Raw genomic sequence first — 22,078 nt, 5'->3', positions numbered from 1 at the left:
AGTGGAGGGTCGGCATCAAAAAGCCGCCCGAAGGCAGTAGTGCCCCGGGCGGCTTTTGCTATCCTACGGGCTTTGCAATTCACCGAACACAGAACGAATCCATGAACTATCCTCATCCGATCATCGCGCGCGAAGGCTGGCCGTTCATCGCGATTGCTGCCGTCATCGCGCTGTTGATCCACGCCGTCGGGGGCTTCGGCTTCGCGTGGCCGTTCTGGCTGCTGCTCGTCTTCGTCGTCCAGTTCTTCCGCGATCCGCAGCGCCCGATTCCGGCGCAGCCGAACGCGGTGCTGTGTCCGGCGGACGGCCGCATCGTCGCGGTCGAGACCACGCAGGATCCGTACGCGAACCGCGAAGCGCTGAAGATCAGCGTGTTCATGAATGTCTTCAACGTCCATTCGCAGCGTTCGCCGGTCGACGGCGCGGTCACCAAGGTCGAGTATTTCCCGGGCGCGTTCCTGAACGCGGCGATCGACAAGGCGTCGACCGAAAACGAGCGCAATGCGCTCGTGATCCAGACGGCGAGCGGCAAGACCGTCACCGCCGTGCAGATCGCCGGCCTCGTCGCCCGCCGGATCCTCTGCTACGTGCGCGCCGGCGAGCCGCTGTCGCGCGGCCAGCGCTACGGTTTCATCCGCTTCGGTTCGCGCGTCGACGTGTACCTGCCGCTCGGCAGCCGCGCGAAGGTCTCGATCGGCGAGAAGGTCTACGCGTCGTCGACGATCCTCGCCGAGCTCGAACAGTAACCGGCGGAGCCCACGATGGCCGCATTCAAACCGCGCCGGCCGCGCAACGGGTCCAGCCAGACGCCACGCCCGTTCCGCCGCAACAAGATAATGGCGCCCGATCCGGTGCCCGAAAGCCGCCGCGCCGCGCGCCAGCGGTTCCTGAAGACGCGCGGCATCTACCTGCTGCCGAACGCGTTCACGACCGCCGCGCTGTTCTGCGGTTTCTTCGCGGTCGTGCAGGCGATGAACGTGCGCTTCGAGATCGCCGCGATCGCGATCTTCGTCGCGATGGTGCTCGACGGGATGGACGGGCGCGTCGCACGGATGACGCATACGCAAAGCGCGTTCGGTGAACAGTTCGACAGCCTGTCGGACATGGTGTCGTTCGGTGTCGCGCCCGCGCTCGTGATGTACGAATGGGTGCTGAAGGATCTCGGCCGCTGGGGCTGGCTCGCCGCGTTCGTCTACTGCTCGGGCGCCGCGCTGCGCCTCGCGCGCTTCAACACCAACATCGGTGTCGTCGACAAGCGCTTCTTCCAGGGGCTGCCGAGCCCGGCCGCCGCCGCGCTGATCGCCGGATTCGTGTGGCTCGCGACCGACAACCGCGTGCCGATGAAGCTCGGCTGGCTGCCGTGGGTCGCGTTCGTGCTGACGATCTACGCGGGCGTGACGATGGTATCGAACGCGCCGTTCTACAGCGGCAAGGCGCTCGACGTGCGGCACCGCGTGCCGTTCGCGGCGATCCTGCTGGTGGTCGTCGCGTTCGTGCTCGTGTCGTCTGATCCGCCGCTGATGCTGTTCTGCCTGTTCGTGCTGTACGGGCTGTCCGGCTACGTGTTCTGGGCCTACATGGCCATCCGCGGGCGGGCGAATCCCGCACGCTCGTCGCAGCGCGATCACTGACGAACAACCTGCGCGGAAACGGAAACGGCGGCCTCGGGGCCGCCGTTTTCATGTGCCCCTCTTTCGCGTCGCGCCGCCCGGCTTCACGGGTGCCGTCCGATTGCGCGCCTTGCGGAATGTCGCTATAGTCTTTGGCATGACTGCATTTTCCCGCCTCTCTCTCCTTCTAGCCGGTGCGCCGCTACGCGCGCTAGCTTTGGCGCGCCTGCCGCGCTGACCGTTCTCGCCCCCCGTCAAGCCTCGTCTGTTGTTGAGCGTCGCCAGCGGTGGCGCGATCTCATTACGTTTGATTCCCGTATAAAGAGCCCTGGAGCCCCCCATGACAGACAAGCTGATCATTTTCGATACGACGTTGCGTGACGGTGAACAATCGCCCGGCGCGTCGATGACGAAGGAAGAGAAAATCCGCATCGCGAAGCATCTCGAGCGGATGAAGGTCGACGTGATCGAGGCCGGCTTCGCGGCCAGCTCGAACGGCGACTTCGACGCGATCCACACGATCGCCGGTCTCGTGAAGGACAGCACGATCTGTTCGCTGGCGCGCGCCAACGACAAGGACATCCAGCGCGCGGCCGACGCGTTGAAGCCGGCCAACAGCGCGCGGATCCACACGTTCATCGCGACGTCGCCGCTGCACATGGAGAAGAAGCTGCGGATGACGCCGGACCAGGTGTTCGAGCAGGCGCGCCTCGCGGTGCGCTTCGCGCGCAAGTTCACCGACAACGTCGAATTCTCGCCGGAAGACGGCAGCCGCTCGGATCTCGACTTCCTGTGCCGCGTGCTGGAAGCCGTGATCGCCGAAGGGGCGACGACGATCAACATCGCCGACACGGTCGGCTACGGCGTGCCGGAACTCTACGGCAACCTCGTGAAGACGCTGCGCGAACGCATTCCGAACTCGGACAAGGCGATCTTCTCCGTGCATTGCCACAACGATCTCGGCATGGCGGTGGCGAACTCGCTCGCCGGCGTGAAGATCGGCGGCGCGCGGCAGGTGGAGTGCACGATCAACGGTCTCGGCGAGCGCGCGGGCAACACGTCGCTCGAGGAAATCGTGATGGCCGTGAAGACCCGCAAGGACTACTTCGGCCTCGATGTCGGCCTCGACACCACGCAGATCGTCCCGACGTCGAAGCTCGTGTCGCAGATCACCGGTTTCGTCGTGCAGCCGAACAAGGCCGTGGTCGGCGCGAACGCATTCGCGCACGCGTCGGGCATCCATCAGGACGGCGTGCTGAAGGCGCGCGACACGTACGAGATCATGCGTGCGGAAGACGTGGGCTGGACCGCGAACAAGATCGTGCTCGGCAAGCTGTCGGGCCGCAATGCGTTCAAGCAGCGCCTGCAGGAGCTCGGCGTGTCGCTCGACAGCGAAACCGAACTGAACGCCGCGTTCATGCGCTTCAAGGACCTCGCCGACCGCAAGTCGGAGATTTTCGACGAAGACATCATCGCGATCGTCTCCGAGGAGTCGGCGTTCGCGCAGGAGCAGGAGCACTACAAGTTCGTGTCGCTGTCGCAGCGCTCGGAAACCGGTGAGCAGCCGCAGGCCAAGGTCGTGTTCGCACTCGATGGCAAGGAAGTGACCGGCGAGGCACGTGGCAACGGCCCGGTCGACGCGACGTTCAACGCGATCGAGGGCGAAGTCGGCAGTGGTTCGGAACTGCTGCTGTACTCGGTCAACGCGATCACGACCGGTACGCAGGCGCAGGGCGAAGTGACGGTGCGGCTGTCGAAGAGCGGCCGGATCGTCAACGGCGTCGGCACCGACCCCGATATCGTCGCGGCTTCCGCGAAGGCGTACATCGCCGCGCTGAACAAGCTGCACTCGAAGGACGACAAGCTCAACCCGCAGCGCTCGTAAGCGCTGCGCGCCGAGCGCCCTAAACGCCCCGTGCGGCCCTGCGCCGCCCGGGGCGTTTTTTCATGCGCCGCTCATTCGGCGGCCGGTGCGCGGAACAGCCAGCGGCGCGTGGCCGGGCGGGGCGCCGGATTGCGGCGGCGGAATTCCACCGTGATCCCGCGCCGCGGCGCATCGGCGACGAATGCATCGAGCAGTTCGAGCACGTCGTGATCGATGTAGTCGGCGCGCGTCGCGTCGATGATCACGGCCGCGCGGTCCGGGATGTGCCGCAGGTGATGCTTGACCTGCACCTTGCCGAGGAACGACACGTCCTTGCGGAACGACAGCAGGAAGTGATCGTCGTGCTGCGCGAGCGTGACGGGGCTCTTCAGGTTCGCCACCGCGACCGCCAGCACGCTGCACGCGAGGCCGACCGCGATGCCGAACAGCAGGTCGACCGCCAGCACACCCGCGATCGTCGCGGCGAACGGCACGAACGCGGCCGGACCCTGTTTCAGCACCGAGCGGAACAGCGCCGGTTTCGCGAGCTTGAAGCCGGTGTGGATCAGGATGGCCGCGAGGCTCGCGAGCGGGATCAGGTTGATCAGCCCGGTGAGCGCGAACACGCTCGCGAGCAGCAGGATCCCGTGCACGATCGCCGACATCCGGCTCTGCGCGCCCGCGTTCACGTTGACCGAGCTGCGCACGATCACCGACGTGATCGGCAGCCCGCCGACCGCGCCCGCGACGAGATTGCCGACGCCCTGCGCCTTCAGTTCGCGGTCCGGCTGGGTCGGACGGCGCTTCGGATCGATCTGTTCGACCGCCTCCAGGCTCAGCAGCGTTTCGAGGCTCGCGACGACCGCGAGCGTGATCGCGACGCGCCATACGTCCGGATTGACGAGCTGCGCGAAGTTCGGGCCGAGCTCGGCGTGCTTCAGCGATGCCGCGAGCGCCGCGAACGATTCGAGCTCGGGCAACGTGACGCGATGCGCGGCACCCAGCGCGACCGACGGCACGAACGCGCCGAGCAGCAGCGTGGCGCCGATGCCGAACACGACGACCGCGAGCGGCGCGGGCACCGAGCGCACCCACGCAAAACGCTTGAGCGCCGGCGTATCCCACGCGACCAGCAACCCGAGCGACGCGAGCGCGATGGCCGTGGCGGCCCAGGCGGTCGGCAGGCTCGCCCATGATGCAAACGATTGCGCGGCCGAGCCGCCAAGGCCGAATGCGAACGGAATCTGCTTCAGGATCAGCAGCAGGCCGATCGCCGCGAGCATGCCCTTGATGACCGGCGACGGCACATAGGCGGCGAAGCGGCCGGCACGCAGCATGCCGAAGCCGAACTGCAGCACGCCGGACAGCAGCACCGCGAGCAGGAACGCGGAGAAGCTGCCGAGTTGCGCGATCCCTTCGACGACGATCACGACGAGGCCGGCGGCAGGCCCGCTGACCGACAGCGACGAGCCGCTCAGCAGCGCGACGACGAGGCCGCCGACGATGCCGGACACGAGCCCGGCGAACGGTTCGACACCGGATGCATTGGCGATGCCGAGACACAGTGGCAGCGCGACGAGGAAAACGACGATGCCGGCGACGATGTCGCGCGGCAGGGTGGACAGGCGCTCGTTCAGTTTCATGGTTGGGCGATTTCGTAGCGTTGGGGAAGGGCGCGGGTCAGGCGGCTGCGGCAGCCGTGGCGGCATGCTCCGGTTCGGCTTCGGCCGGCGGCGCCGCATAGCCGGAGTCGAGTTCCTTCAGCAGGCCGTCGGCGAGCGAGAAGATCCAGCCATGCACGAGCGGCGGCCGCTTCCGGCCTTGCACGATCGGCGACGCGCGCAGCAGCCGCACCTGTTCGAGCACGTTCAGCTCGGCCAGGCGGTCGGCGGCGGCCGTGTCGTCGAGTCCGTCGAGCGCGTCGCGATGGCGTCGCGCGAGCGCGCAAAGCGGCGCGATGCGGCGCGCGACGTGCGGCAGGTCGGCGGGCGGCGGCAGCAGCGATGCGCGCACGCCGCCGCACCCGTAGTGGCCGCACACGATCACGTGGTCGACTTCGAGCACGCGCACCGCGTATTCGAGCACGCTGGCGGAATTGTCATCGTCGGGATGGAACAGGTTGGCGATGTTGCGATGGACGAACAGCTCGCCCGGCACGCTGTGCGTGATGGTTTCAGCCGGCACCCGGCTGTCGGCGCAGCCGATCCACAGCACGCGCGGGTTCTGGCCGCGTGCAAGCGCGTCGAAGAAGCCGGGCGTGTGATCGCGCGTCTCGCGGGCCCAGGCGATGTTGGCAACCAGCATGCTCTTGGGGCGGTTCATAAGGACTCCTTTCCGATAAAGGAAAACAAATGACAAACAAAGACGGGACGATGTGGAGCAATAGGATCCTTTCTGAACTGAAAGGTTCAATTTCGACTGATATTAGGGGTATGCCCTAACGCCGGGTGCCACTGATACAAATTGTTTCAACTCGATCGGGCAAGGTGCATTGAATGCACCACTGCGACGCATCAGATGCATCGTATATACCTGTTTCCGGCCGGCGCCCCTGTGGGGCGGCGTTGCGCGGGATTGCTTGCCGAATGCCGTCAATCGGAAAGGATTGCCGCGCGATTGGGGAGTTAATCGAATATAGCGGAAAAAATGAAATGGCCATTCACGCAATAATGCGTGAATGGCCATTGCGAAAATTGCAGATAAATGCGTAATCGGTCAGAACAGATTGCGGCGATCGGGATCGTGGAGTGGATCCGGTGTTTTCTGCGTCGTGCGCAGGATGCCCTGCGGATCGAAGTAGAAGCTGTACATCATGTACCAGACGTTGTCTTCGAGATAGCGGTAGGTCCACACCTCGCGCTTCATCAGCGGGAAGTAAGATGTCTCGACCGGGCGGCCGAAATTCACGAGCACGTCGGTCTTGGTCCACTTGCCGATTTCCGCGCGATAGAACTCGCTCGGCTGCAACACCTGGCGCACGTTGATGATGCGGTGGGCCGCGTCGACATCGGCCGCGACGGTGATCTCGCCCATCGGCTGGGTCGGCCACATCAGGCGCTTGCCGCCGCCCGGCAGGTCGTAGATTTCGCGCGGCGGGCCCATGCGCGCCACGATCGCCGACTCGTCCTGGCCGGCCTGGTATTGCTGCCACGGTTGCGCGCAGCCGGCGAGCAGTGCCGCCGCGCAGGCGACCAGTACCGGCAGGCGCACGGGAATGCGAATGCGCATCGGATTCTCCAGAACACTCTGACCGTTCAGTTGTATCACGGACGGCGCGCGCCGGCGCGTCGGGCCGAAAAAATCGGTGCGGATCGCCGGCGGTGTGCGCTCGGGGCGCGGTGTCGCACCGCGCTTGCGGCCGGCAGCGCCCGCGGCCTATGATCCGCGCTTCTCGGACAGATTGAAGGGCAGGTAGCCGATGCAGCAGTGGAAACGGTGCGCGCTCGCATTGAGCGCGGGGTGGATGCTGGCGTCGTCCGCGTTCGCGGCAGGCGAGCCGGTGCGGATCGCGCTGATCGAAGGAATGTCGGGCCCGTTCGCGAATGCGGGCGCGGCGGTCGAGCGTAACCTCCGCTTCGGCGTCGAGCAGGTCAATGCGGCGGGCGGCGTGAAGCTGCGCGATGGCGCGCATCCGCTCCAACTCGTCGTGCTCGACAGCAAGGGCAGCCCGGAAGAGGCGCTCGTGCAGTTGCGCGCGGCGGCGGACCGGCACATCGGCTTCGTCGCGCAGGGCAACAGTTCGGCGGTCGCGGCCGCGCTCGTCGCGGCGCTCGACAAGCTGAACGCGCGCAATCCGGACAGCCGGATGCTGTTCGTCAACTATTCGGCCGACGATCCGGCGCTGACCGGCGCGCACTGCAGCTTCTGGCATTTCCGTTTCGATGCGCACGCGGGGATGCGCATGGCGGCGCTGGCGGACGTGATGGCGCGCGACCGCGCACTGCGCAAGGTCTATCTGCTGAACCAGGACTACAGCTTCGGTCACGACGTCAGCACGCTCGCGCGGCAGGCGCTGGCCGAACGACGCCCCGACGTGACGATCGCCGGCGACGAATTCCACCCGATCGGCCGCATCAAGGATTTCTCGCCGTACATCGCGAAGATCCGCGCGAGCGGCGCGGACGCCGTCGTGACCGGCAACTGGGGCAACGATCTCACGCTGCTCGTGAAGGCGGCGCGCGAGCAGGGGCTGAACGCGAAGTTCTATACGTTCTACGGCAACAGCCTCGGCGCGCCGGCCGCGCTCGGCGACGCCGGCGTCGGGCGGGTGATCGCCGTCGCGGACTGGCATCCGAACGCCGGCGGCGCGAAGTCGGACGCGTTCTACCGCGCGTTCCGGGCCCGTTTCCCCGCGGCGCAGGACGACTATCCGGTGCGGCGCATGAGCCTGATGATCGAAATGCTCGCGGCGGCGATGACTCGGGCCGGCTCGGGCGACCCGGTCGCGGTGGCGCGCGCGCTGGAGGGGCTGTCGTTCGACGACGGCTTTCACGCGTCGACGATGCGCGCGCAGGATCACCAGTTGATCCAGCCCCTTTACGTGATGGAAATGGACAAGGCGGGTACGCCGGGCGTGCGCTTCGACAACGAGGGCTCGGGCTACGGCTTCCGGACGGTCCTCGCGGTGCCCGCCCAGCGTACGGCGATGCCGTCGACCTGCTCGATGACGCGCCCGTGACAGGAGGCGATGGAACGGCGTGCAGTTGTGTTACAATGCCCGCCGGTTGTAAGTCACGGCACGGCCATTCTTCCGTGTCCGCCTGTTCAGTTAGCAAGTAGGAAAAAGGAAATCACATGTCTGTTGCAGATATCAAGAAGTCGGAAGTCGTTGCTCAGTTCGCCCGTGGTACCAACGACACGGGCTCGCCCGAAGTCCAGGTCGCACTGCTGACCGCACGTATCGTCGAACTGACGGGTCACTTCAAGACCCACGCGAAGGATCACCACAGCCGTCGCGGCCTGCTGCGCATGGTGAGCCGCCGCCGCAAGCTGCTCGACTACCTCAAGGGCAAGGATGCCGACCGTTACCGCGCGCTGATCGAGAAGCTGGGTCTGCGTAAGTAATCGAGGCGATTGCCGCCAGCAAGATGCCTGTGTCAGTCCGCTGATGCAGGCATTTTGTTTTTGCACGGTGCGTAGCGTCACGCGCACCGCAGGTCGTTCGGCACGCGCTTGCCGGACTGCCGGAACGGCTGATACCGGGGTCGGGATTTGTGTCATTCCATCGCGTTGCTCGTCGAGCGTTGCGCTGGAATGGCATAAAAAACACACCTTGCTCCGGGTGATTCGGTCGGGACGCCGCCGCGCGGGATGGCCCGCACGGCGAATGAAATGAATGAATTCAAAGGAGCAACCATGTCCATGTTCAACAAGGTCGTGAAGGAATTCCAGTGGGGCCAGCACAAGGTGCGCCTCGAAACCGGTGAAGTCGCCCGTCAGGCGAGCGGTGCCGTGATCGTCGACGTGGAAGACACCGTCGTGCTGGCAACCGTCGTCGGCGCGAAGTCGGCGAAGCCGGGCCAGGATTTCTTCCCGCTGACCGTCGACTACCTCGAAAAGACCTACTCGGCCGGCAAGATCCCGGGCGGCTTCTTCCGTCGCGAAGGCCGTCCGTCGGAACACGAGACGCTGACGTCGCGCCTGATCGACCGTCCGCTGCGTCCGCTGTTCCCGGAAGGCTTCTACAACGAAGTGCAGGTCGTGATCCACGTGCTGTCCGTGAACCCGGAAATCCCGGCGGACATCCCCGCGCTGATCGGCGCGTCGGCCGCGCTCGCCGTGTCGGGCCTGCCGTTCAACGGTCCGGTCGGTGCCGCGCGCGTGGCATACATCGACAACGCATACGTGCTGAACCCGACGCGTGACCAGCTCAAGGCATCGAGCCTCGACCTCGTCGTCGCCGGTACGGAGCGCGCGGTGCTGATGGTCGAATCGGAAGCCGACCAGCTGCCGGAAGACGTGATGCTGGGCGCGGTCGTGTTCGGCCACGAGCAGATGCAGACGGCGATCGACGCGATCCACGAACTCGTGCGCGAAGGCGGCAAGCCCGAGTGGGACTGGCAGCCGGCACCGAAGAACGAGGCGCTGATCGCGCGCGTGACGGAACTGGCGCACGGCGACCTGCTCGCCGCTTACCAGCTGCGCGACAAGCAAGCGCGTTCGACGAAGCTGAAGGAAGTCTACGCGGCGACCTCGGCGAAGCTCGAGGAAGACGCACAGGCGGCCGGCACGGTCGCGGCCGACAAGGCCACCGTCGGCAACGTCCTGTTCGACATCGAAGCAAAGATCGTCCGTTCGCAGATCCTGAACGGCGAGCCGCGCATCGACGGTCGCGACACGCGCACCGTGCGTCCGATCGAGATCCGCACCGGCGTGCTGCCGCGCACCCACGGTTCGGCGCTGTTCACGCGTGGCGAAACGCAGGCGCTCGTCGTCGCGACGCTCGGCACGAAGGGTGACGAGCAGATCATCGACGCGCTCGAAGGCGAATACCGCGAGCGCTTCATGCTCCACTACAACATGCCCCCGTTCGCGACCGGCGAAACGGGCCGCGTCGGCTCGCCGAAGCGCCGCGAAATCGGCCACGGCCGTCTCGCGAAGCGCGCGCTGGTCAAGTGCCTGCCGAGCGCCGACGAATTCGGCTACTCGATCCGCGTCGTGTCGGAAATCACCGAGTCGAACGGTTCGTCGTCGATGGCGTCGGTGTGCGGCGGCTGCCTCGCGCTGATGGACGCCGGCGTGCCGATGAAGGCGCACGTCGCGGGTATCGCGATGGGCCTGATCCTCGAAGGCAACAAGTTCGCGGTGCTGACCGACATCCTCGGCGACGAAGATCACCTCGGCGACATGGACTTCAAGGTGGCCGGCACGGAGCAAGGCGTGACGGCGCTGCAGATGGACATCAAGATCCAGGGCATCACGAAGGAAATCATGCAGGTCGCGCTCGCGCAGGCGAAGGAAGGCCGCATGCACATCCTCGGCAAGATGACGTCGGCGGTCTCGGGTGCGAACACGCAGCTGTCGGAATTCGCGCCGCGCATGATCACGATCAAGATCAACCCGGAAAAGATCCGCGACGTGATCGGCAAGGGTGGTTCGGTGATCCGCGCGCTGACGGAAGAAACGGGCACGACCATCGACATCTCGGATGACGGCGTCGTGACGATCGCGAGCACGAGCAGCGAAGGCATGGCCGAAGCGAAGAAGCGCATCGAGAACATCACGGTCGAGATCGAAGTCGGCCAGGTGTACGAAGGCACGGTGCTCAAGCTGCTCGATTTCGGTGCGATCGTGAACCTGCTGCCGGGCAAGGATGGCCTGCTGCACATCTCGGAAATCGTCAACGAGCGCGTGAAGGACATCAACGACTACCTGAAGGAAGGCCAGCAGGTTAAGGTCAAGGTGATCCAGACGGACGAGAAGGGTCGCGTGCGTCTGTCGGCGAAGGCGCTGCTGAACGAAGCAGCGGCGTCGCAGTCGGATACGCCGCCGCAGCAGTAAGCGCAAAGGCGTGAGAACGGCCGGCCGTGCGAAAGCGCGCCGGCCGTTTTTTCTGTAGCATCGTTGCGCGGCGCAGCAGCGCCGGCGACGCGCCCGTGCCGCGCACGGATGCGCCCCCGATTCCGATCCTGGAGCGACCACCCATGAAAGCCATCGAAATCACCGAATTCGGCGCCCCCGACGTGCTGAAGCTCGCGGAGCGTCCGCGCCCCGAACCGAAGCGCGGCGAAGTGCTGATCAAGGTGGCGGCTTCCGGCGTGAATCGGCCGGACGTCTTCCAGCGCAAGGGCGCCTATGCGCCGCCGCCGGGCGCCTCCGATCTGCCGGGGCTCGAGGTCGCGGGCGAGATCGTTGGCGGCGACCTGTCGGATGCCGCGCTGAACCCGTTCGGCCTGAAGCTTGGTGACCGCGTCTGCGCGCTGCTCGCGGGCGGCGGCTACGCCGAATATGCGGTCGCGCCGTTGCCGCAATGTCTGCCGGTGCCTGACGGGCTGACCGACATCGAAGCCGCGTCGTTGCCCGAAACGTTCTTCACCGTGTGGAGCAATGTGTTCGACCGTGCGTTGCTGGGCGCGGGCGAGGGCGGCGAGCAGGAAACGCTGCTCGTGCAGGGCGGCTCGAGCGGGATCGGCGTGACGGCGATCCAGATCGCGCACGCGCTCGGCTTTCGCGTGTTCGCGACGGCCGGCAATGCCGACAAGTGCCGTGCGTGCGAGGCGCTGGGGGCGGAACGCGCGATCAACTACAAGACCGAGGACTTCGTCGAAGTCGTGAAGTCGCTGACGCACGATCGCGGTGTCGACGTGATTCTCGACATGGTGGCCGGTTCGTATGTGCCGCGCGAGCTGTCTGCGCTCGCGGACGGCGGCCGCCTCGTGCTGATCGCGCTGCTCGGCGGCGCGAAGGCCGAGGTCAACCTGAACGAGATCCTGCGTCGCCGGCTGACGGTGACGGGTTCGACGCTGCGTCCGCGTCCGGTCGAGTTCAAGGCGCGCATCGCCGCCCAGCTGAAGGCGCGTGTCTGGCCGCTGCTCGCGGACGGTCGCATCAAGCCCGTCATCTACCGTGTGCTGCCGGCCGGCGAGGCCGCGCAGGCGCATGCGCTGATGGAGAGCGGCGAGCATATCGGCAAGATCGTGCTCGATTGGGGTACGACCGCCTGAAGCCTTCGGCGGCCGCACTTGACATACGCGGTTTGACCGGTTCAAGCCGCGCGCAGTAAAATCGCGGGTTTGCTTCGCCAGATCCAGCCTGACGGCCGGTTTCCGGTACGTTAATGACACGATAGTGACGAGACAGACACGATGTCGAAACAACGAACAAAGCGAGTGATCGGCAACTGGAAGATGCACGGCCGGCTGGCCGGCAACCAGGCGTTGCTGAATGAAGTGGTGCAGGGCGCGGGCGCGGTGGCGGCTGAAACGTCGATCGGCGTGTGCGTGCCGTTCCCGTACCTCGCGCAGGTTCAGGCGCAGCTCGGCGCTGGCCGTGTCGTGTTCGGCGCGCAGGACGTGTCCGCGCACGAGCAGGGCGCGTTCACCGGCGAAGTCGCTGCGGCGATGGTGGCGGAGTTCGGTGCGCATTATGCGATCGTCGGTCACTCGGAGCGTCGCGCGTATCACGGCGAGCGCAACGAGACCGTCGCGGCGAAGACGCAGCGCGCGCTCGCGGCGGGCCTCACGCCCGTCGTGTGCGTCGGCGAAACGCTCGACGAGCGTGAAGCGGGCGCGACCGAGCAGGTGGTCGGTGCGCAGCTCGACGCGGTGCTGGCCGTGCTGACGGCTGACGAAGCAGCCCGCATCGTCGTCGCGTACGAGCCGGTGTGGGCAATCGGCACCGGCAAGAGCGCGACGTCGGCGCAGGCGCAGGATGTGCACGCGTTCCTGCGTGCGCGTCTCGCGGCGAAGGGTGCGGCGCACGTGTCGGTGCTGTACGGCGGCAGCGTGAAGCCGGACAACGCGGAAGAGCTGTTCGCGCAGCCGGACATCGACGGCGGCCTGATCGGCGGCGCGTCGCTGAAGGCGCAAGATTTCCTGGCGATCTGCCGGGCCGCACGTTGAGCGGTCCGGGGTCGAATTGAAACATGATGGCGGCCGGTTGGTCCGGTCGCCTGATCCAATCGGGTGGGTGTGATGCTGTTATTCAAGACGCTGATTATTGTCGTGCAGGTGCTGTCTGCACTCGGTGTGATTGGGCTCGTGCTGCTGCAGCACGGCAAGGGTGCCGACATGGGCGCCGCATTCGGCAGCGGCGCGTCGGGCAGCCTGTTCGGTGCGACGGGCTCGGCGAACTTCCTGTCGCGCACGACGGGCGTGCTGGCTACGATCTTCTTTGTCGCGACGCTCGCGCTGACGTACCTCGGCTCGTACAAGTCGACGCCGTCGGCAGGCGTGCTGGGCGCGGCTGCGACCGCACCGGCATCGGTGCCCGCAGCGTCGGCACCGGCCGTCGCGGCGTCCGCTGCAGCGGCTTCGGCCGCGAGCGCGCCGGGCCAGGATGTCCCGAAATAAAAAGCCAAATTTTTTGCGGTTGTGCGTTGAACAAATCTGGAACTCGGGTTAGAATTTAATTCTTGAAGCGATTCGCGGGAACAAGCAGCACAACCCGAGTTGCATGCAGTGCCGACGTGGTGAAATTGGTAGACACGCTATCTTGAGGGGGTAGTGGCGAAAGCTGTGCGAGTTCGAGTCTCGCCGTCGGCACCAAAGTTACTCAATGCCAGCCGCTTCTAGTGGCTGGCATTTTTCATTTGTGGGGTATGTCTTGCGATTGTCTTGTGATCGCACGCACTCCGAAATGATTCCTTCCGCCGGAAGTGGTATTCTCCGGACGCTCAGAACCAACCGATAGAGGATTGCCTTGAACCTCGCAGCCTATTACCCCGTCTTGTTGTTCCTCCTCGTGGGCACTGGTTTAGGTATAGCGCTGGTCAGCATCGGCAAGCTCCTTGGTCCCAACAAGCCGGACGTCGAGAAGAACGCACCATACGAGTGCGGCTTCGAAGCCTTTGAAGACGCCCGGATGAAATTCGACGTCCGGTACTACCTCGTCGCCATCCTGTTCATCATCTTCGATCTCGAAACCGCGTTCCTGTTTCCGTGGGGCGTCGCGCTGCGGGACATCGGCTGGCCCGGTTTCATCGCAATGATGATTTTTCTGCTCGAATTCCTGCTGGGCTTTGCCTATATCTGGAAGAAAGGCGGTCTCGACTGGGAGTGATGGGGTTAATCGCCGGTTTGCATGGGCGGCCACGCTGGGTCGCTCGTCTGGAGTGGAAAGCAAATGAGTATCGAAGGGGTCTTGAAGGAAGGGTTTGTCACCACGACGGCTGACAAGCTGATCAACTGGACGCGTACCGGCTCGCTGTGGCCGATGACGTTCGGGCTCGCATGTTGCGCCGTCGAGATGATGCATGCGGGCGCGGCCCGTTACGATCTGGACCGGTTCGGGGTCGTGTTCCGTCCGAGCCCGCGTCAGTCGGACGTGATGATCGTCGCCGGCACGCTGTGCAACAAGATGGCGCCCGCACTGCGCCGCGTGTACGACCAGATGGCCGAGCCGCGCTGGGTGATCTCGATGGGGTCGTGCGCGAACGGCGGTGGCTACTACCACTACTCGTACTCGGTGGTCCGCGGTTGCGACCGGATCGTGCCGGTCGACGTCTACGTGCCGGGCTGCCCGCCCACGGCCGAGGCGCTGGTCTACGGCGTGATCCAGCTTCAGGCGAAGATCCGCCGCACCAACACCATCGCCCGTCAATAAAGCCCCGAGCGTCCCCTCAATATGGCAAGCAAAATCGAGATCCTGAAGGCAAACCTCGAAGCCGCGCTCGGCGCGCGCGTGGTGAGCCTCACCGAAGCGATCGGTGAACTGACGCTCGTCGTGAAGGCGAGCGATTACCTCGAAGTCGCAAAGACGCTGCGCGACGATCCGAAGCTCCGTTTCGAGCAGCTGATCGACCTCTGCGGCGTCGACTACCAGACTTACGGCGACGGTGCGTACGACGGCCCGCGTTTCGCGGCCGTGTCGCAGCTGCTGTCGGTCACGAACAACTGGCGCCTGCGCCTGCGCGTGTTCGCGCCGGACGACGATCTGCCGATCGTCGCGTCGCTCGTCGACATCTGGACCTCCGCAAACTGGTACGAGCGCGAAGCGTTCGACCTGTACGGCCTCGTGTTCGAGGGACACCCCGACCTGCGCCGCATCCTCACCGACTACGGCTTCATCGGCCACCCGTTCCGCAAGGACTTCCCGGTGTCGGGCTATGTCGAAATGCGTTACGACCCGGAAGAGAAGCGGGTCGTGTACCAGCCGGTGACGATCGAGCCGCGCGAAATCACGCCGCGCGTGATCCGCGAGGATCGCTATGGCGGTCTGAAACATTAAGGGGGCGTCATGGCAGAAATCAAGAACTACACCCTCAACTTCGGCCCGCAGCACCCGGCAGCGCACGGCGTGTTGCGCCTGGTGCTCGAGCTCGACGGCGAAGTCATCCAGCGCGCCGATCCGCACATCGGCCTGCTGCATCGCGCGACCGAAAAGCTCGCGGAAAGCAAGACCTTCATCCAGTCCGTGCCGTACATGGACCGTCTCGACTACGTGTCGATGATGGTCAACGAGCACGGCTACGTGCTCGCGATCGAGCGTCTGCTCGGCATCGACGTGCCGGAGCGCGCGCAGTACATCCGCGTGCTGTTCGACGAAATCACGCGCGTGCTGAACCACCTGATGTGGATCGGCGCGCACGCACTCGACGTCGGCGCGATGGCGGTGTTCCTGTACGCATTCCGCGAGCGCGAAGACCTGATGGACGTGTACGAAGCGGTGTCCGGTGCACGGATGCACGCGGCGTACTACCGTCCGGGCGGTGTCTATCGCGACCTGCCTGACGCAATGCCGCAATACAAGGCGTCGAAGATTCGCAACGAGAAGGCGCTCGCGAGGATGAACGAAGCGCGCAGCGGCTCGGTGCTCGACTTCATCGACGACTTCTTCACGCGCTTCCCGAAGTGCGTCGACGAATACGAAACGCTGCTGACCGACAACCGGATCTGGAAACAGCGCCTGGTCGGGATCGGTGTCGTCAGCCCGGAGCGTGCGCTGCAGATGGGCCTGACGGGCCCGATGCTGCGCGGTTCGGGTATCGCATGGGATCTGCGCAAGAAGCAGCCGTACGAAGTGTACGACCGCATGGATTTCGACGTGCCGGTCGGCGTGAACGGCGATTGCTACGACCGCTATCTGGTGCGCGTCGAAGAAATGCGCCAATCGATCCGCATCGCGAAACAGTGTATTGAGTGGCTCCGCAAGAATCCGGGCCCGGTGATGACGGACAATCACAAGGTTGCACCGCCGTCGCGCGTCGGCATGAAGACCAACATGGAAGACTTGATTCACCACTTCAAGCTCTTCACCGAAGGTTTTCACGTGCCGGAAGGCGAGGCGTACGCAGCAGTCGAGCATCCGAAGGGCGAATTCGGCATCTATCTCGTGTCGGACGGTGCCAACAAGCCGTATCGCCTCAAGATTCGCGCCCCGGGCTTCGCGCATCTCGCGTCGCTCGACGAAATGGCGCGCGGCCACATGATTGCCGACGCCGTCACGATCATCGGTACGCAGGACATCGTGTTCGGCGAAATCGATCGCTAATGGTTGCGCCGCCTGCGCGTGCGGGCGGCGAGCAGTAAGTCACACGCGATGCGCGCTGAGCCGGCGCGGCTTCGCAAGCTGTCAACAGTGAGCGCCAGGTCTGCCGTCCATGCACAGCAGTGCGGCAGGTTGTTCGTTCGGTAGGAATTGAAAGAGTCGTGTCTGAAAATGATCTCAGCTGAAGGCCTGAAGGAAATCGATCGAGCGTTGACGAAGTATCCCGCCGATCAGAAACAGTCCGCCGTGATGTCGGCGTTGGCCGTTGCTCAGGAAGAGCACGGCTGGCTGTCGCCCGAACTGATGCAGTTCGTCGCGGACTATCTCGGCATGCCGGCAGTCGCCGTGCAGGAAGTCGCGACGTTCTACACGATGTACGAGCTCAACCCGGTCGGCAAGCACAAGATCACGCTCTGCACGAACCTCCCGTGCCAGCTTGGTCCGCACGGCGGCGCCGAGGCGACGGCCGACTACCTGAAACAGAAGCTGGGCATCGGCTTCGGCGAGACCACGCCCGACGGCAAGTTCACGCTGAAGGAAGGCGAATGCATGGGCTCGTGCGGCGATGCGCCGGTGCTGCTGGTGAACAATCACAGAATGTGCAGCTTCATGAGCCGCGAGAAGATCGACCAGCTGCTTGAGGAGCTTTCGAAATGACGTCCCTTCACGACCGTCACATCAAACCGCTGATCCTCGCTGGTCTGAACGGCGAGAACTGGCATCTCGAAGATTACGTTGCGCGCGGCGGCTACAAGCAGCTGCGCCGCATTCTCGAAGAAAAGATTCCGCCGGAGCAGGTGATCGCCGACGTGAAGGCGTCGGGCCTGCGTGGCCGTGGCGGTGCGGGCTTCCCGACCGGCCTGAAGTGGAGCTTCATGCCGCGCCAGTTCCCGGGGCAGAAGTACCTCGTCTGCAACTCGGACGAAGGCGAGCCGGGCACGTTCAAGGATCGCGACATCCTGCGGTGGAACCCGCATGCGCTGATCGAAGGCATGGCCATCGGCGCGTACGCGATGGGCATCACCGTCGGCTACAACTACATCCACGGCGAAATCTTCGAAGTGTATCGACGCTTCGAGGCCGCGCTCGATGAAGCGCGTGCCGCGGGTTTCCTCGGCGACAACATCATGGGCTCGGAATTCTCGTTCCAGCTGCACGCGCACCACGGTTACGGCGCGTACATCTGCGGCGAGGAAACGGCGCTGCTCGAGTCGCTCGAAGGCAAGAAGGGCCAGCCGCGCTTCAAGCCGCCGTTCCCGGCGAGCTTCGGCGTGTACGGCAAGCCGACCACGATCAACAACACCGAGACGTTCGCCGCGGTGCCGTTCCTGCTGTCGATCGGGCCGCAGAATTACCTCGAGATCGGCAAGCCGAACAACGGCGGCACGAAGATTTTCTCGGTGTCGGGCGACGTCGAGCGTCCGGGCAACTACGAAGTGCCGCTCGGCACGCCGTTCGCGACGCTGATGGAGCTCGCCGGCGGGATGCGCGGCGGTCGCAAGATCAAGGCCGTGATTCCGGGCGGTTCGTCGGCGCCGGTGATCCCGGGCGACATCATGATGCAGACCGATCTCGATTACGACTCGATCGCGAAGGCGGGCTCGATGCTCGGCTCCGGCGCGGTGATCGTGATGGACGAGACGCGCTGCATGGTGCGTTCGCTGCTGCGCCTGTCGTACTTCTACTACGAGGAATCGTGCGGCCAGTGCACGCCGTGCCGTGAGGGCACCGGCTGGCTGTATCGCGTCGTGAATCGTATCGAGCACGGCGAAGGCCGCCAGGAAGATCTGGACCTGCTGAACTCGGTTGCCGAGAACATCATGGGCCGCACGATCTGCGCGCTCGGCGATGCGGCGGCGATGCCGGTGCGCGGGATGCTCAAGCATTACTGGGACGAATTCGCGTACCACGTCGAGCACAAGCACTGCATGGTCGGCGGTCACGCGCACGCTGCGGCAGCCTGAAGCGAAGCACCGGTTGCGGAATTTGAGCGCACGGTCGGGCGAAGGCGCGAACGGGCGGAAATAGGTTAAGGACCATTCACCATCATGGTTGAACTTGAAATAGACGGCAAGAAGGTCGAGGTGCCCGAAGGCAGCATGGTGATCCAGGCTGCGCACAAGGCGGATACGTACATTCCTCACTTCTGCTATCACAAGAAACTGTCGGTTGCGGCCAACTGCCGGATGTGTCTCGTCGAAGTCGAGAAGATGCCGAAGGCCGTGCCTGCCTGCGCGACGCCCGTGTCGGCCGGCATGATCGTGCGCACGCAGTCCGACAAGGCCGTGAAGGCGCAGCAGTCGGTGATGGAATTCCTCCTCATCAATCACCCGCTCGATTGCCCGATCTGCGATCAGGGCGGCGAATGCCAGCTGCAGGATCTGGCGGTCGGCTACGGCAAGTCGTCGTCGCGCTACTCGGAAGAAAAGCGCGTGGTGTTCCACAAGAACGTGGGCCCGCTGATCTCGATGGAAGAGATGTCGCGCTGCATCCACTGCACGCGCTGCGTGCGCTTCGGCCAGGAAATCGCCGGCGTGATGGAGCTCGGCATGCTGGGTCGCGGCGAGCACTCGGAAATCACGACGTTCGTCGGCAAGACGGTCGACTCCGAGCTGTCGGGCAACATGATCGACCTGTGCCCGGTCGGCGCGCTGACCAGCAAGCCGTTCCGCTACAGCGCCCGTACGTGGGAACTGTCGCGCCGCAAGTCGGTGAGCCCGCACGATTCCGTCGGCGCGAACCTCGTCGTGCAGGTGAAGAACAACCGCGTGATGCGTGTGCTGCCGTTCGAGAACGAAGCGATCAACGAATGCTGGATCTCGGACAAGGATCGTTTCTCGTACGAAGGCCTGAACAGCGAAGAGCGCCTGACGAAGCCGATGCTGAAGCAGGGCGGCCAGTGGATCGAAACCGACTGGCAGACCGCGCTCGAATATGTCGCGAAGGGCCTGAAGGGCATCGCGGCGGATCACGGCGCGAACGCGCTGGCGATGCTCGCGAGCGCGCACAGCACCGCTGAAGAGCTGTTCCTCGTGAAGCAGCTCGCCAACGAACTGAAGACGCCGAACGTCGACTTCCGTCTGCGTCAGCAGGATTTCTCGGCGCCGGTCCAGGGCGCACCGTGGCTCGGCATGCCGATCGCCGACCTGTCGAACGTGGACGCCGCGTTCGTCGTCGGTTCGTTCCTGCGCCGCGACCACCCGCTGTTCGCCGCACGCCTGCGTCAGGCCGCGAAGAACGGCGCGAAGCTGCACTTCCTGAACGCGACCGCCGACGATTCCCTGATCCCGACCGCGAAGCGCATCGTCGCCGCGCCGTCGGCATGGCTCGACGAACTGGCCGGCGTCGCCGCGGCCGTCGCGCAACTGCGCGGCGTCGCGCTGCCGGACACGCTCGCGGGCGTCACCGCGTCGCCGGCCGCGCAAGCGGTCGCCCAGTCGCTCGCGAACGGCGAGCGCCGTGCGGTGCTGCTCGGCAACGTGGCCGTCCGTCATCCGCAATTCGCGCAGCTGCACGCCGTCGCACAGTGGATCGCCGACAACACCGGCGCCACGTTCGGCTTCCTGACCGAAGCGGCGAACACGGTCGGCGCGCACGTCGTCGGTGCGCTGCCGGGCGAAGGCGGCCTGAACGCACGCGAAGCGTTCGCGCAGCCACGCAAGGGCTACGTGCTGCTGAACGTCGAACCGGAATTCGACACCGCCGATCCGGCGCAGGCGCTTGCCGCGCTGAACCAGGCCGAAATGGTCGTCGTGATGTCGCCGTTCAAGCACGGCCTCGATTACGCCGACGTGCTGCTGCCGGTCGCGCCGTTCACGGAAACGGCCGGTACGTACGTGAACGCGGAAGGCTCGGTGCAGAGCTTCAACGGCGTCGTGCGTCCGCTCGGCGACACGCGTCCGGCGTGGAAGGTGCTGCGCGTGCTCGGCAGCCTGCTCGGCCTGCCGAACTTCGAATACGAGACCGCCGAAGAAGTGCGTCTCGCGGCGCTCGGCGACGCAGGTGTCGCGAGCCGTCTGTCGAACCAGGCGTCGGTCGCGCCGGCACGCGTCGCGGCGACTGCCGCGAACGGCGGTTTCGAGCGCCTCGCCGATGTGCCGATCTATCACGCCGACGCACTCGTGCGCCGCGCAGGTGCGCTGCACCTGACGGCCGCCGCGAAGGTGGCGAACGCCGCAGCCCTGCCGGCCGCGCTGTTCGACAAGCTGGGCTTGAAGGAAGGCGACGCGGTGCGCGTGCGCCAGGGCGAGCGTGCGGTGCAGTTGCCGGCCGTGCGCGACGCGAATCTTGCGGAGACGGTCGTTCGCGTGTCGGCGGCGACGCCTGCCGGCGCAGCGCTCGGCAGCCTGTCCGGTGAACTGGTGGTGGAGAAGGCGTAAATGAGCTTGTTCGATACGATCAACGCGGGCGGAGCCCAGCTTCTCGGCATCGCATGGCCGACGGTGTGGGCTGTCGTGCGCATCCTCGTCGTCGCCGTCGTGATCCTGCTGTGCGTCGCGTACCTGATTCTGTGGGAACGCAAGCTGATCGGCTGGATGCACGTGCGTCTCGGCCCGAACCGCGTCGGCCCCGCCGGCCTGCTGCAGCCGATCGCCGACGTGCTGAAGCTGCTGCTGAAGGAAGTCATTCAGCCGAGCGCCGCCAGCCGCTGGCTGTACCTGATCGCGCCGGTCATGACCGTCGTGCCGGCGTTCGCCGTCTGGGCAGTGATCCCGTTCCAGGCCGAAGCCGTGCTCGCGAACGTGAACGCCGGCCTGCTGTATGCGATGGCGATCTCGTCGATCGGCGTGTACGCGGTGATTCTCGCGGGCTGGGCGTCGAACTCGAAGTACGCGTTCCTCGGCGCGATGCGCGCGGCCGCGCAGATGGTGTCGTATGAAATCTCGATGGGCTTCGCGCTGGTGCTCGTGCTGATGACGGCCGGCAGCCTGAACCTGTCGGAAATCGTCGGCTCGCAGCAGCATGGCTTCTTCGCCGGCCACGGCGTGAATTTCCTGTCGTGGAACTGGCTGCCGCTCCTGCCGGCGTTCGTCGTCTACTTCGTGTCCGGCATCGCCGAAACGAACCGTCACCCGTTCGACGTGGTGGAAGGGGAGTCGGAGATCGTCGCGGGTCACATGATCGACTACTCGGGCATGGCGTTCGCGCTGTTCTTCCTCGCCGAGTACATCAACATGATCGTGATCTCGGCGCTCGCCGCGACGCTGTTCCTCGGCGGCTGGGATGCACCGTTCGAATTCCTGTCGTTCATTCCGGGCGTCTTCTGGCTGGTGCTGAAGGTGTTCGCGCTGCTGTCGGTGTTCATCTGGGTTCGCGCGACGTTCCCGCGCTACCGTTACGACCAGATCATGCGTCTGGGCTGGAAGGTGTTCCTGCCCGTCACGGTGATCTGGGTGGTCGTGGTCGGCTTCTGGATGATGTCGCCGCTCAACATCTGGGTGAAGTAAAGATCGGACGA

The 22,078-nt window shown here is 65.2% G+C and carries 20 protein-coding genes and 1 tRNA gene; 18 read left to right on the top strand and 3 right to left on the bottom strand.

Going from position 1 to position 22,078, the window contains the following annotated elements; genetic code table 11:
• The first annotated feature begins 101 nt into the window (after nt 1–101).
• The 3 genes from ACP26O_RS11665 to ACP26O_RS11655 all read left to right on the top strand — a co-directional run bounded on the left by ACP26O_RS11665 (nt 102) and on the right by ACP26O_RS11655 (nt 3,495).
• Entirely contained in the window at nt 102–746 is a 645-nt protein-coding gene (locus ACP26O_RS11665) for a phosphatidylserine decarboxylase (protein WP_006750447.1), read from the top strand.
• Between the two features lie 15 nt (nt 747–761).
• Nucleotides 762–1,631, top strand: coding sequence for a CDP-diacylglycerol--serine O-phosphatidyltransferase (gene pssA, locus ACP26O_RS11660; protein ID WP_006750448.1), 870 nt, complete (start codon nt 762–764; stop codon nt 1,629–1,631).
• Nucleotides 1,632–1,950: 319 nt separating this feature from the next.
• On the top strand, nt 1,951–3,495 hold the full coding sequence (locus tag ACP26O_RS11655) for a 2-isopropylmalate synthase (RefSeq protein ID WP_105830704.1): 1,545 nt from the start codon (nt 1,951–1,953) through the stop codon (nt 3,493–3,495).
• A 71-nt stretch (nt 3,496–3,566) separates the two neighbouring features.
• Here ACP26O_RS11655 and ACP26O_RS11650 read toward each other — a convergent pair whose 3' ends face one another.
• The 3 genes from ACP26O_RS11650 to ACP26O_RS11640 form a co-directional block, all read right to left on the bottom strand.
• Nucleotides 3,567–5,117 (bottom strand): SulP family inorganic anion transporter, encoded by a 1,551-nt coding sequence (locus ACP26O_RS11650; protein WP_175660178.1) that lies wholly within the window; start codon nt 5,115–5,117, stop codon nt 3,567–3,569.
• A 37-nt stretch (nt 5,118–5,154) separates the two neighbouring features.
• Entirely contained in the window at nt 5,155–5,796 is a 642-nt protein-coding gene (locus ACP26O_RS11645; RefSeq protein WP_175664986.1) for a carbonic anhydrase, read from the bottom strand.
• Between the two features lie 393 nt (nt 5,797–6,189).
• Complete coding sequence (locus ACP26O_RS11640) at nt 6,190–6,702, bottom strand: hypothetical protein (RefSeq protein WP_011657488.1); 513 nt, start codon at nt 6,700–6,702, stop codon at nt 6,190–6,192.
• Between the two features lie 190 nt (nt 6,703–6,892).
• Here ACP26O_RS11640 and ACP26O_RS11635 point away from each other — a divergent pair, with 190 nt between their 5' ends.
• The 15 genes from ACP26O_RS11635 to nuoH all read left to right on the top strand — a co-directional run bounded on the left by ACP26O_RS11635 (nt 6,893) and on the right by nuoH (nt 22,067).
• Nucleotides 6,893–8,152, top strand: coding sequence for a branched-chain amino acid ABC transporter substrate-binding protein (locus ACP26O_RS11635; RefSeq protein WP_175664985.1), 1,260 nt, complete (start codon nt 6,893–6,895; stop codon nt 8,150–8,152).
• 116 nt (nt 8,153–8,268) lie between these two features.
• On the top strand, nt 8,269–8,538 hold the full coding sequence (gene rpsO, locus ACP26O_RS11630) for a 30S ribosomal protein S15 (RefSeq protein WP_006398792.1): 270 nt from the start codon (nt 8,269–8,271) through the stop codon (nt 8,536–8,538).
• A 291-nt stretch (nt 8,539–8,829) separates the two neighbouring features.
• Entirely contained in the window at nt 8,830–10,974 is a 2,145-nt protein-coding gene (gene pnp / locus ACP26O_RS11625; RefSeq protein ID WP_011657486.1) for a polyribonucleotide nucleotidyltransferase, read from the top strand.
• A 143-nt stretch (nt 10,975–11,117) separates the two neighbouring features.
• Complete coding sequence (locus ACP26O_RS11620) at nt 11,118–12,137, top strand: NAD(P)H-quinone oxidoreductase (RefSeq protein ID WP_011657485.1); 1,020 nt, start codon at nt 11,118–11,120, stop codon at nt 12,135–12,137.
• A gap of 141 nt (nt 12,138–12,278) precedes the next feature.
• Complete coding sequence (gene tpiA / locus ACP26O_RS11615) at nt 12,279–13,034, top strand: triose-phosphate isomerase (protein ID WP_011657484.1); 756 nt, start codon at nt 12,279–12,281, stop codon at nt 13,032–13,034.
• A 72-nt stretch (nt 13,035–13,106) separates the two neighbouring features.
• Nucleotides 13,107–13,484 (top strand): preprotein translocase subunit SecG, encoded by a 378-nt coding sequence (gene secG, locus ACP26O_RS11610; protein ID WP_105830698.1) that lies wholly within the window; start codon nt 13,107–13,109, stop codon nt 13,482–13,484.
• Between the two features lie 110 nt (nt 13,485–13,594).
• Nucleotides 13,595–13,679: transfer RNA gene (locus ACP26O_RS11605), tRNA-Leu, on the top strand.
• A 154-nt stretch (nt 13,680–13,833) separates the two neighbouring features.
• The gene (locus tag ACP26O_RS11600; protein ID WP_006398798.1) at nt 13,834–14,193 is read left to right on the top strand and encodes an NADH-quinone oxidoreductase subunit A; all 360 of its coding nucleotides are present in this window, start codon (nt 13,834–13,836) and stop codon (nt 14,191–14,193) included.
• 63 nt (nt 14,194–14,256) lie between these two features.
• The gene (locus ACP26O_RS11595; RefSeq protein WP_006398799.1) at nt 14,257–14,736 is read left to right on the top strand and encodes a NuoB/complex I 20 kDa subunit family protein; all 480 of its coding nucleotides are present in this window, start codon (nt 14,257–14,259) and stop codon (nt 14,734–14,736) included.
• 21 nt (nt 14,737–14,757) lie between these two features.
• Nucleotides 14,758–15,360 carry an NADH-quinone oxidoreductase subunit C gene (locus tag ACP26O_RS11590; protein ID WP_006750458.1) on the top strand — a complete coding sequence of 201 codons (603 nt, stop codon included), beginning with the start codon at nt 14,758–14,760 and terminating at the stop codon, nt 15,358–15,360.
• Between the two features lie 9 nt (nt 15,361–15,369).
• Nucleotides 15,370–16,623 (top strand): NADH-quinone oxidoreductase subunit D, encoded by a 1,254-nt coding sequence (locus ACP26O_RS11585; protein WP_011657482.1) that lies wholly within the window; start codon nt 15,370–15,372, stop codon nt 16,621–16,623.
• A gap of 168 nt (nt 16,624–16,791) precedes the next feature.
• Nucleotides 16,792–17,277, top strand: a complete 486-nt coding sequence (gene nuoE, locus ACP26O_RS11580; RefSeq protein WP_006756903.1) for an NADH-quinone oxidoreductase subunit NuoE — start codon at nt 16,792–16,794, stop codon at nt 17,275–17,277.
• Nucleotides 17,274–18,584 (top strand): NADH-quinone oxidoreductase subunit NuoF, encoded by a 1,311-nt coding sequence (gene nuoF / locus ACP26O_RS11575; RefSeq protein WP_006756904.1) that lies wholly within the window; start codon nt 17,274–17,276, stop codon nt 18,582–18,584. The genes nuoE and nuoF overlap by 4 nt, the downstream gene beginning before the upstream one ends.
• Before the next feature lie 84 nt (nt 18,585–18,668).
• The gene (gene nuoG / locus ACP26O_RS11570; protein ID WP_175656594.1) at nt 18,669–20,999 is read left to right on the top strand and encodes an NADH-quinone oxidoreductase subunit NuoG; all 2,331 of its coding nucleotides are present in this window, start codon (nt 18,669–18,671) and stop codon (nt 20,997–20,999) included.
• Nucleotides 21,000–22,067 carry an NADH-quinone oxidoreductase subunit NuoH gene (gene nuoH, locus ACP26O_RS11565; protein WP_105830696.1) on the top strand — a complete coding sequence of 356 codons (1,068 nt, stop codon included), beginning with the start codon at nt 21,000–21,002 and terminating at the stop codon, nt 22,065–22,067. It abuts the gene before it with no gap.
• Nucleotides 22,068–22,078: the final 11 nt, after the last annotated feature.

The organism is Burkholderia sp. R-40, from assembly GCF_049942845.1.
GTDB classification, from domain to species: Bacteria; Pseudomonadota; Gammaproteobacteria; order Burkholderiales; family Burkholderiaceae; genus Burkholderia; species Burkholderia ambifaria.
Note: the sequence above shows the minus strand (reverse complement) of the source record. Positions and strands in the feature narration are given on the sequence as shown.

What these genes read in the sequence shown, in the direction of transcription:
- ACP26O_RS11665 (WP_006750447.1), top strand. Translation starts at nt 102, where the DNA reads ATGAACTATCCTCATCCGATCATCGCGCGCGAAGGCTGGCCGTTCATC.
- pssA (WP_006750448.1), top strand. Translation starts at nt 762, where the DNA reads ATGGCCGCATTCAAACCGCGCCGGCCGCGCAACGGGTCCAGCCAGACG.
- ACP26O_RS11655 (WP_105830704.1), top strand. Translation starts at nt 1,951, where the DNA reads ATGACAGACAAGCTGATCATTTTCGATACGACGTTGCGTGACGGTGAA.
- ACP26O_RS11650 (WP_175660178.1), bottom strand. Translation starts at nt 5,117, where the DNA reads ATGAAACTGAACGAGCGCCTGTCCACCCTGCCGCGCGACATCGTCGCC.
- ACP26O_RS11645 (WP_175664986.1), bottom strand. Translation starts at nt 5,796, where the DNA reads ATGAACCGCCCCAAGAGCATGCTGGTTGCCAACATCGCCTGGGCCCGC.
- ACP26O_RS11640 (WP_011657488.1), bottom strand. Translation starts at nt 6,702, where the DNA reads ATGCGCATTCGCATTCCCGTGCGCCTGCCGGTACTGGTCGCCTGCGCG.
- ACP26O_RS11635 (WP_175664985.1), top strand. Translation starts at nt 6,893, where the DNA reads ATGCAGCAGTGGAAACGGTGCGCGCTCGCATTGAGCGCGGGGTGGATG.
- rpsO (WP_006398792.1), top strand. Translation starts at nt 8,269, where the DNA reads ATGTCTGTTGCAGATATCAAGAAGTCGGAAGTCGTTGCTCAGTTCGCC.
- pnp (WP_011657486.1), top strand. Translation starts at nt 8,830, where the DNA reads ATGTCCATGTTCAACAAGGTCGTGAAGGAATTCCAGTGGGGCCAGCAC.
- ACP26O_RS11620 (WP_011657485.1), top strand. Translation starts at nt 11,118, where the DNA reads ATGAAAGCCATCGAAATCACCGAATTCGGCGCCCCCGACGTGCTGAAG.
- tpiA (WP_011657484.1), top strand. Translation starts at nt 12,279, where the DNA reads ATGTCGAAACAACGAACAAAGCGAGTGATCGGCAACTGGAAGATGCAC.
- secG (WP_105830698.1), top strand. Translation starts at nt 13,107, where the DNA reads ATGCTGTTATTCAAGACGCTGATTATTGTCGTGCAGGTGCTGTCTGCA.
- ACP26O_RS11595 (WP_006398799.1), top strand. Translation starts at nt 14,257, where the DNA reads ATGAGTATCGAAGGGGTCTTGAAGGAAGGGTTTGTCACCACGACGGCT.
- ACP26O_RS11590 (WP_006750458.1), top strand. Translation starts at nt 14,758, where the DNA reads ATGGCAAGCAAAATCGAGATCCTGAAGGCAAACCTCGAAGCCGCGCTC.
- ACP26O_RS11585 (WP_011657482.1), top strand. Translation starts at nt 15,370, where the DNA reads ATGGCAGAAATCAAGAACTACACCCTCAACTTCGGCCCGCAGCACCCG.
- nuoE (WP_006756903.1), top strand. Translation starts at nt 16,792, where the DNA reads ATGATCTCAGCTGAAGGCCTGAAGGAAATCGATCGAGCGTTGACGAAG.
- nuoF (WP_006756904.1), top strand. Translation starts at nt 17,274, where the DNA reads ATGACGTCCCTTCACGACCGTCACATCAAACCGCTGATCCTCGCTGGT.
- nuoG (WP_175656594.1), top strand. Translation starts at nt 18,669, where the DNA reads ATGGTTGAACTTGAAATAGACGGCAAGAAGGTCGAGGTGCCCGAAGGC.
- nuoH (WP_105830696.1), top strand. Translation starts at nt 21,000, where the DNA reads ATGAGCTTGTTCGATACGATCAACGCGGGCGGAGCCCAGCTTCTCGGC.